This is a genomic window from Streptomyces sp. SP18BB07, from assembly GCF_036322545.1.
Classification (GTDB): domain Bacteria; phylum Actinomycetota; class Actinomycetes; order Streptomycetales; family Streptomycetaceae; genus Streptomyces; species Streptomyces deccanensis.
Genome location: NZ_JAQYWT010000297.1, coordinates 47,811 through 55,904, shown reverse-complemented (window position 1 = coordinate 55,904; position 8,094 = coordinate 47,811). Strand labels below are relative to the sequence as shown.

The window sequence follows — 8,094 nt, the reverse complement described above, 5'->3', positions numbered from 1 at the left end:
CGGGTGTACCACAACCTCCGTGCGGCGGACGGTTCGTGGAGTGGTGCGCGGCAGGCGGACGGGAACGGGAGCATCGCGAAGGTGGCTGCCGCGACGACGCCGAACGGTGATCTGCATGTGGCGACGTTGCTGAGTGGCCGGATGTTCCACAACATCCGTCATGCGGACGGTTCGTGGACGGGTGCGGTGCAGGTGGACGGCAACGGTGCGATCGGTGATGTCGCCGTGGCCGGTGGCCCGCGTGGTGAGCTGCACCTGGTGACGCTGTTGAACGGGCGGGTGTACCACAACCTCCGTGCGGCGGACGGTTCTTGGGGCGGGGCCCGAATGTCCGACGGTCACGGCGGCATCATCGGCGTCGCCGCCTCCACCACGCCCGACGGCGGCCTGCACCAGGCCACCCTCACCCCCTGACCCTCGACCCGACACCGGCTTCTCGACCACCCCATGGCGGCGGGCCCTCCCGGAGGGCCCGCCGCCCGTGTCACCTGCTGCAGCGGAACTGAAGCGATCGTGAAGCGTCGCACGCCACCGTGTACCGAGTACGTCAAGACGCGTGAGGAGAGGACGGCCGTGAGCACCCTGGTGCTGATCGACGACGAGCGGATCGCGACCATGCCGGTCAAGGACTGCGGTGAGCCCCTGGTGGACCTGCGCCCGGTGCCCTGGCTGGAGGTGGACGGCCGGCAGGCCGACGCCGGCGGTCACTACGCCCGCGTGCGCACCGGGGTGCGCGAGCGGCTGCGGACCGCGACCCGCGCCCTGCCCGCCGGATACCGGCTGGTGGTCGTGGAGGGATACCGCTCGCCGGAGCTCCAGCGACGGTACTTCGACGAGCACACCGCCCTCCTCGGGGCCCGCCGTCCGACCTGGTCGGCACGGCAGGTCCACGACGCGGCCGTCCGCTACGTGTCCCCGCCCGAGGTCGCCCCCCACACCACCGGCGGCGCCGTCGACGTCACCCTGCGCGGCCCCGACGGCGACCTGTGCTGGATGGGCACCGAGGTGTACGCCTCCCCGGAGGAGAGCGACGGCGCCTGCTACACCGACGCGGGGAACGTGCACGACGAGGGACGCGCGCACCGGCGGGTCCTGGTGGACGCCCTGACCACCGCGGGGTTCGTCAACTACCCCACCGAGTGGTGGCACTGGTCGTACGGCGACCGGTACTGGGCGGTCGTCACGGGCGCCGCGTACGCCGTCAACGGGCCTCTGCCGCACGCGACTTGACGGACGCATCCGACGTACCGGCCACGAACGTCCCGACCGACGTTCCGACACTCCCCGAACGCCTTGCCAACCACCGGGCACTTCCGGAAACTGGTTTCCCACCTCTGCTCGGCATGGTGCGCTCACGGGGGACGCAGTGGAGTTCCGATTACTCGGCACGCCGGAAGTGTGGCTCGACGGCCGACAGCTCCGCCTCACGGCGGGCAAACCGATGTCCCTGCTTGTCGCCGGGCTGCTGCGGGCGGGCCGGGTCGTGTCGGCGGCGAACCTGGTGGACGCCGTCTGGGGCGAGGATCCGCCGACGACCGCCTCCGGACTCCTCCAGACGTACGTCTCCAACCTCCGCCGCGCCCTGCACGTGGACGGCCGGCAGCTCATCGTCACCCGTGCCCCCGGCTATCTCGTCGACGTCGCGCCCGGGGACATCGACCTCGGCCGGTTCGAGGCGCTCGCCGCCGAGGGACGCGCGGCGGCGACGGCGGGTGAGCACGCCCGGGCGGCCGAGACCCTGGGGGCCGCGCTGGCCATCTGGCGAGGGCCCGCGCTGGACGGCCTGGACACCCCCGTGCTCCGGCGGTCCGCCGACAGCCTCGAAGAACACCGGCTCACCGTTCTGGAGGAGCGGATCAGCGCCGAGCTGCGGCTCAACCGGATCGGGCGGCTCGCCGCCGAACTGGCCGAGCTCGTCGCCGCCCACCCGCTGCGCGAGACACTGCGCGCCCACCAGATGCTCGTCCTGTACCGGCTGGGCCGCCAGGCGGACGCGCTGGAGGCGTTCCGCCAGGCCCGCCAGGTGCTCCGCTCCGACCTCGGTGTCGACCCCGGCCCGGAGCTCCGCCGTATGCACCAGGCCATTCTGAACGCCGATCCGGTCCTCGACCCCCCACCGAGCCCGATCCTGACCGCATCCTCCTGGACCGGACCGACGACCCCCGAGGACCCGGCGCCGCGCGGGGACCGGGGCGCGACGACGAACGCGGCCATGGCCGGAGCCAGGGAGCAGGAGGGAACCGGAGGCGGACACGGCACCCCGGGCAGCCTCGACGGGGCGGACCGGGCGGACCGGGCGGACCGGGCGGACCGTGCGGACCGTGCGGACCGTGCGGACCAGGGTGCGCTCGGTGGCTGGGCCGAGGGACGGCCCGGCACCGGGCGGAACGGAGCGGGTGCGGGCGGAGGCGGTGTCGGCACCGGCGGTCGCCCTGGGGACGCGAGCGGTGTCGGCGGTCGTCCACGGGACCTGAGCGGCGTCGGCGTCGATGGCCGTTCCGGGGACGTCGGCGGTCTCGGTGCCGGTGGTCGTTCCGAGGACGTGGGCGCGGGCGGGGGCCGGGCCGATGGCGGTTCGCGGGCCGTACCGTCGGACGGCGCGCCCCGCCAACTGCCCCCGAGGATCGGCGAGCTCATCGGACGTGACGAGGAGACGGCGGAGCTCCGCCTCGCCCTGGAGACCGCCCGCAGGGCGGACCGCGCCGTGGCCTGCCTCGTCACCGGCAAGGCGGGCAGCGGCAAGACGGCCCTGGCCAACGTCGTCGCCCACGCCGTCCGCGACGACTTCCCCGACGGCCAGCTCTACGCCGCCTTCCGCGGCAAGGGCGCCGGAGCCGACACGGCGGAGACCCACGACATCCTCGGCGCGTTCCTGCGGGCCCTCGGCGAGCCCGCCTCCCGGCTCCCGGACACCCTGGAGGAGCGCAGCAACCTGCTGCGCAGCCGGCTCACCGGCCGCCGCGTCCTGATGGTCCTGGACAACGCTGCCACGGAGGCCCAGGTACGGCCCCTGCTGCCGGCCCACGGCGGCGGCGCGGCCCTGGTGACCAGCCGTACCGCCCTGGTGGGCCTGGAGTCCCAGTGCAATCTGGGGCTCGACGTCCTCGAACCCGACGACGCGACCCGGCTGCTGGCCCGGCTCGTCGGCGGCGATCGGGTGGCCGACGAGCCCGCTGCCACCGCCGAGATCGTCGACCTGTGCGGCGGACTGCCCCTGGCCCTGCGCACGGTGGGTGCCCGCCTCGCCGCCCGCCAGCGCTGGCCGCTCAGCGTGCTCGCCGTACGGCTGCGCGACGAGCACCGCCGCCTCGACGAACTCGTCGCCGGCGACCTGGAGGTCCGGGCGAGCCTCCAGCTGAGCTACTCCCGGCTGCCCGACCCCATCCGCCTCGTCTTCCGTCGCCTCGGCGTGGTCGGCCCCGCACAGTTCTCGCCCTGGCTGCTCGCCTCGCTCCTCGACGTCACGGACGCGAAGGCCGACTACTACGCCGAGCAACTCGCCGACGCCCAACTCGTGGACCCCGTCGGCATCAGCCCCGACGGCCAGGTCCGCTACGGCATGCACAACCTCATCCAGCTCTTCGCCCGGGAACGCGCCCGGGCGGAGGAACCACCGGACGACCAGCGGCACACCGTGGAGCGGCTCGGCCGCCACCTGCTGACCGCCATCGCCGCCCTGCGCCCGGCCACCCGGGGCGCCACCGACCCGAACGGTGCCACGCCCGGCCGCACCGCGCCCGCTCCCGTCCTCTCGTCGCCCACCGTCGACGCCCACGCCTGGCTGGACCAGGAGCAGTGGCTCCTCGTGCAGACCGTCGAACGCGCCGCCGACCTGGGCCTGCACGCCCTCGCACGCGAGCTGACCACGGCCCTGTTCGACTGGTTCCGGCTCCGCAACACCTTCGACGCGTGGTGGCGCACCCATGAGTGCGCGCTCCGCGCCGCCCGGGCGGCCGGCGACCGCCCCGGTGAAGCGACCCTGCTGCGCGGTCTCGGCCAACTCCGTTACAACCAGGACCGGTTGGACGACGCGGCCGAGTTCTACCACGCCGCGCTGGAGGTCTTCCGCGACCTGGACGAGCCCCGCGGTCAGGCCGACTGTCTGATCGGCGAGGCATCCGCCCGCCGAGAACAGGGCCGTTTCCCCGAGGCGTTGAAGCTCCTCGAAGAGGCCGACACGATCTGTACCCGCCTCGACGACACCGCCGGGCTCGCCGAATGCGCCTACGGCATCGGCTACATCCACCGCGAGGTCGGCGCGCTCACCGAGGCCGAGGACGCCCTGCGAACCGCCCTGGCCGCCTACCGTGGGGCCGGTGACCGGCGTGGCGAGGGCAAGACGCTGCGCTCGCTCGCCATGGTGCACCGGGCCGGCGGCGCGCTCGCCGAGGCGGAAGGGCTGGCCCACGAGTCGGTCGCCGTCTTCCGCGCCGACGGCGACCGTCTGTTCCTCGCCTACGGCCTGCAGTGCCTGGGCAAGATCCGGATCCGTCAGCACCGGTACGACGAGGCCGCCGACCTGCTCCAGGAGGCCCTCGGTGTGTGCACCGCCTTCGGTGACCGCTTCGGTGCCGCCCTGGTGACCCGCACGATCGGCGAACTGCACCTGGCGGCCGACCGGTTGGACGAGGCGCTGGCCCACCTCACCGCCGCCCGCGACCAGTGGTCCGCGCTGCGGCTGGACCTGTTCCGTGCCCGCACCGACCGCGACCTCGCGGACCTGTACCGCCGTCGGGGCGACACCACGGCCGCCGAGACCGCCCGCACCGAGGCCCTGGAGACCTTCCTCCGCTTCGGCACCCGCGAGTACACGGAACTGACCGACCCGCGGCGGCAGGCGGGCGGCCCCGTCGGCGTGGCCCGAGGGGAGACCCTTCAACTGGTCCGCCACGTCGTCGAAGAAGGCGGCCGGTGAGCGGTGTTCGTCCTCGCTCAGGCAGGGCGGGGACAGTTCGTCAGGAAGTCGATGAGTGCCGTGTTCACCTCGTCCGGGCGTTCCTGCTGTGTCCAGTGTCCGCAGCCGGGCAACCGGACGGGCGCGCTGTGCAGGTTGGGCATCAGGTCCGGCAGGGCCGCGATGAGTTCGGGCGTGCCGGGGAACGCGGGGACCAGATCACGGTCGCCGTAGACGTACAGCGCGGGCGGGGTCACGACGGCGTGGTGCCAGGGCGCCGTCAGCTCCCAGTTGCGGTCGAGGTTGCGGTACCAGTTGAGGGCTCCGGTGAAGCCCGGGGAGAAACCCTCGGTGAGGACGTCGAGGTCGTCCTCGCCGAACCACTCCGGCAGCACCTCGGGGTCCGGCAGGGTCGCGAGCCAGCCCCGCTCGGGGTCGACCAGGGGCTGCCTGTCCTCGGCCGTGACGGGAGCCTCACCGGAGGCCCAGTAGAAGATCTTCCGCAGGGTGGTGCGGGTGTCCTCGGCGAACTCGGCGTCGGCGACACCCGGGCGGTTGAAGTAGTTCCAGTAGAAGCGGCCGCCGAACCTCTCCTCCGCGGTCACCAGCGGAGGCTGCTTCCCCCGGAAGGGCGGCGGCACGCTCAGGCCGGCCACCCCGAGCACCATGTCCGGCCGCAGCAGGGCGGTGTGCCAGGCGACCGGCGCGCCCCAGTCGTGCCCCACGACGTACGCGCTCTCCTCGCCGAGGGCCCGGATCAGCGCGACGACGTCGCCGACCAGATGGAGGATGGTATAGGCGTCGACGGCGTCGGGCCGGTCGCTGCGTCCGTATCCGCGCTGGTCGGGGGCGACGACGCGGAAGCCCGCCGCGGCGAGCGGCTCGAACTGGTGGCGCCAGGAGTGCCAGGACTCGGGAAAGCCGTGCAGGAGCACCACGAGGGGACCGGTGCCGTGCTCGGCGATGTGCAGTCGTACTCCGTTCGCTTCGATCATCCGATGCGCAACCATGCGAACGAGCGTACGCGCAGCGGGATTCGGGGCCCGACGGGGCCTGTGCGGGGGGTGCGCCGTGGGTCAGGTGGGGGACGGGACGGCGAAGAGCATGCAGCTGCTGGTGGCGTGGGCCAGCAGCCGGTCCTCGGAGTCACGGAGCTCCGCCTGGGCCAGGGCGGTACGGCGGCCGCTGTTGAGGACGGTGCCGATCGCGCGGACCTTGCCGGTGTCGACGGTGATCGGGCGCAGGAACTTCAGGTTCAGGTCGATCGAGGTGTATCCCATGCCCTGCGGCAGCGTGGACTGCACCGCGCAGCCGGCCGCCGAGTCGAGGAGCGTGGCGTACACACCGCCGTGCACGCTGCCGATCGGGTTGTAGTGCTCCTCGCCCGGCACCAGGACGAAGACGGCCCGGCCGTGCTCGACCTCCTCCAGGGTGAATCCCAGGGCGGCGGCCACCGGCGGCCCGGGCAGCCGCCCGGCCTGCATCTCCCGGAAGAACCCCAGACCGCTGTGCTCACCGACGGCTCGGGCGGAACGGGTGGGGTCCTCCCACTCGTACGTACGTGACCTGCGCATGCGCACTCCCGGGATAGCTGGCTTCTCTCGGTGAAGCTAGCCGCGCGCCCATCTGGCTGTCAATGACGAAGCCAGCCTAGGATGGGCCCATGAGGTGGCTGGAGACGAGCGCGGAGAACTGCACGGTCCACCGGACACTGGACCTGGTCGGCGAGAAATGGTCGCTGCTGCTGGTGCGGGACGCCATGAACGGCGTCCGGCGTTTCGACGACTTCCGGCGGCACGTCGGGCTGTCCGAGGCCGTGCTGGCGGACCGGCTGCGCAAGCTGGTCGCGGCCGGGATCCTGGAGACCGTCGCCTACCGTGAGCCCGGCAGCCGCACCCGGCACGAATACCGGCTCACCCGCAAGGGCTGGGACCTCTGGCCCGCGATGATCGCCCTCAAACAGTGGGGCGACCAGTACACCGCCGACCCCGAGGGGCCGCCCCTGGAGGTGCACCACGCCGACTGCGGCGACGCCCTGCGGGCGGTGGTCGTCTGCGAGGAGGGGCACGGGCCGTTGACGCCTCGGGAGGCCCGCACCCGCCCGGGACCCTCGGCGCGGTCCCTCGCCCCACGGTCCGTACCGGAGTGACGAGGCCCGGCTCCGGGAAGGTCCCGGCCCGGAGTGACGGGCCCCGCCCCGCTACGGGCCGGGCTTGACGTAGATGCAGATGGCCAGCGGCGAGTCCGGGCCGTACGCGGCCGCGTCGGCGGGCCAGTCTCCCAGGCGGTGCTCGGGTTCCAGGCCGGCGTCACGGGCGTAGGCGTCGAACTCCTCCGGGGCGGTCAGCCGGGAGACCTCGGTGCCGACCCGGGTGGTGCCGTCGGACTCGTACCAGACGTGGGAGAGGTGCCAGAGCGACCCCTCGGGGAGGAGCAGCGAATGGCTCTGCAGACCGGTGCCGGGCTCGGGGTAGGGCGTGAAGTACGTGGCACGGGCGCGGCCCTCGTGCAGTGCAAGGACGGCCGGCTTGTTGTGGGTCTCCACGACCAGTCGGCCGCCAGGGGTGAGCAGGTCGGCCGCGCGCCGCACGGCCTGCCGCTGTTCCTCGGGGGTCAGCAGCATGGAGAGCGTGGCGCAGATCGCGTACACCAGCCCCACGGTGCCGTCGGCGGTGTAGGTGCGGATGTCGGCGTGCACGGGCTGAACGGCAGTGTCCTCGGCGAGGTCCCGGCGCAACAGGTCGAGCATCTCCGGTGAGGAGTCGACGCCGGTGATCGGGCCCACCCGGCGGGACAGCGGGAGGGCGACGCGTCCGTTGCCGACACCGAACTCGACCGTCCCCGAGGCGGGGTCGGGGTGGAGCGAGGCGAGCAGGTCCACCTCGGCGACGACCGACGCGTCGTCGGGAAAGAGGCGGTGGTACCAGCCGTCGAACTGCCGGCCGTAACCGATGTCGTCGACGATGCCGGACGTGGTGGATGTGCTCATGGGTGGTTCCTCCGCTTCTTGGGTGTCGTGGTCCTCGGATGGGCGTTCCGTCTGGCCTGAGAACAGGCACCGAGCAGCACCACAAGGGCGACGCCGAGGACGGCGGGGGTGCTGACGGCCCGGGTGGCGATCAGGAAGCCGACGATGCCGAGGGCTACCACGGACGGGATGAGCAGAAAGTCGTTCATGAACTTCTCCTGTCGGGATGTCT

8 protein-coding genes are annotated in these 8,094 nt (G+C 73.0%); 4 read left to right on the top strand and 4 right to left on the bottom strand.

What is annotated here, in order from left to right:
- The 3 genes from PUR53_RS18645 to PUR53_RS18635 all read left to right on the top strand — a co-directional run.
- Positions 1–414, top strand: a 414-nt coding sequence (locus tag PUR53_RS18645) for a hypothetical protein (protein ID WP_329908966.1), incomplete at its 5' end; no start/stop codon positions are given.
- A gap of 159 nt (positions 415–573) precedes the next feature.
- Positions 574–1,230: a M15 family metallopeptidase gene (locus tag PUR53_RS18640; RefSeq protein WP_329901050.1), complete on the top strand. Its 657-nt coding sequence runs from the start codon at positions 574–576 to the stop codon at positions 1,228–1,230.
- A gap of 136 nt (positions 1,231–1,366) precedes the next feature.
- Positions 1,367–4,915: an AfsR/SARP family transcriptional regulator gene (locus PUR53_RS18635; protein WP_329908965.1), complete on the top strand. Its 3,549-nt coding sequence runs from the start codon at positions 1,367–1,369 to the stop codon at positions 4,913–4,915.
- 17 nt (positions 4,916–4,932) lie between these two features.
- On the opposite strand, the gene PUR53_RS18630 is transcribed toward PUR53_RS18635, so the two are convergent.
- Complete coding sequence (locus PUR53_RS18630) at positions 4,933–5,904, bottom strand: alpha/beta fold hydrolase (RefSeq protein ID WP_329901048.1); 972 nt, start codon at positions 5,902–5,904, stop codon at positions 4,933–4,935.
- A 66-nt stretch (positions 5,905–5,970) separates the two neighbouring features.
- Complete coding sequence (locus tag PUR53_RS18625; RefSeq protein WP_329908964.1) at positions 5,971–6,468, bottom strand: PaaI family thioesterase; 498 nt, start codon at positions 6,466–6,468, stop codon at positions 5,971–5,973.
- Positions 6,469–6,557: 89 nt separating this feature from the next.
- On the opposite strand from PUR53_RS18625, the gene PUR53_RS18620 reads away from it, so the two are divergent.
- Positions 6,558–7,043, top strand: a complete 486-nt coding sequence (locus PUR53_RS18620) for a winged helix-turn-helix transcriptional regulator (RefSeq protein WP_329901046.1) — start codon at positions 6,558–6,560, stop codon at positions 7,041–7,043.
- 51 nt (positions 7,044–7,094) lie between these two features.
- Here PUR53_RS18620 and PUR53_RS18615 read toward each other — a convergent pair whose 3' ends face one another.
- Positions 7,095–7,883, bottom strand: a complete 789-nt coding sequence (locus PUR53_RS18615; protein WP_329908963.1) for a class I SAM-dependent methyltransferase — start codon at positions 7,881–7,883, stop codon at positions 7,095–7,097.
- Positions 7,880–8,071 (bottom strand): hypothetical protein, encoded by a 192-nt coding sequence (locus PUR53_RS18610; RefSeq protein WP_329901044.1) that lies wholly within the window; start codon positions 8,069–8,071, stop codon positions 7,880–7,882. Before PUR53_RS18610 ends, PUR53_RS18615 begins: the two co-directional genes overlap by 4 nt.
- Positions 8,072–8,094 lie beyond the last annotated feature (23 nt).

Coding starts and splice junctions, on each gene's coding strand:
- PUR53_RS18630 (WP_329901048.1), bottom strand. CDS start 5,904: ATGGTTGCGCATCGGATGATCGAAGCGAACGGAGTACGACTGCACATC.
- PUR53_RS18625 (WP_329908964.1), bottom strand. CDS start 6,468: ATGCGCAGGTCACGTACGTACGAGTGGGAGGACCCCACCCGTTCCGCC.
- PUR53_RS18620 (WP_329901046.1), top strand. CDS start 6,558: ATGAGGTGGCTGGAGACGAGCGCGGAGAACTGCACGGTCCACCGGACA.
- PUR53_RS18615 (WP_329908963.1), bottom strand. CDS start 7,883: ATGAGCACATCCACCACGTCCGGCATCGTCGACGACATCGGTTACGGC.
- PUR53_RS18610 (WP_329901044.1), bottom strand. CDS start 8,071: ATGAACGACTTTCTGCTCATCCCGTCCGTGGTAGCCCTCGGCATCGTC.